We start from the raw sequence: 504 nt of genomic DNA, 5'->3' as shown, positions 1-504 counted from the left end.
TGAACCGCCCCGGGTTTCCCGGAGACTGTTTGGTTTGCATCCTACGCGGCGATCGGCATGGCCTCAAGCTGGGCGTAGTAGGCGTCTTCTGCCTCGGCGGGCGGAATGTTGCCGATCGGCTCGAGCAGGCGGCGGTTGTTGAACCAATCCACCCATTCGAGGGTGGCGAACTCGACGGCTTCAAGGCTGCGCCACGGTCCGCGTCGATGGATGACCTCGGCCTTGAAGAGGCCGTTGATCGTCTCGGCCAACGCGTTGTCGTAGGAATCCCCGACGCTGCCGACGGAAGGCTCGATGCCGGCTTCGGCGAGACGTTCGGTGTAGCGAATGCTGACGTATTGCGACCCCCTATCGGAATGATGGACGAGACCTTTGCCTGCGAAGGGCTGCCGCTGGTGAAGGGCTTGCTCCAGGGCGTCGAGGACGAAGTCGGCATGGGCTGTTCGCGACACGCGCCAGCCGACTATGCGGCGGGCGAACGTGTCGATGACGAAGGCCACGTAG

Annotated in this window: 1 protein-coding gene; it reads right to left on the bottom strand. The window is 63.7% G+C overall.

What is annotated here, in order from left to right; genetic code table 11:
• Positions 1-41: 41 nt before the first annotated feature.
• The coding region (locus VQ044_RS25595) for a DDE-type integrase/transposase/recombinase (RefSeq protein WP_331827930.1) at positions 42-504 on the bottom strand (463 nt) is incomplete at its 5' end.

Origin of the sequence: Aurantimonas sp. C2-5-R2, from assembly GCF_036549495.1 — a bacterium.
GTDB lineage: Bacteria > Pseudomonadota > Alphaproteobacteria > Rhizobiales > Rhizobiaceae > Aurantimonas > Aurantimonas coralicida_A.
The sequence above is the reverse complement of the archived record's forward strand: the minus strand, read 5'-3'. Positions and strand labels throughout refer to the sequence as shown.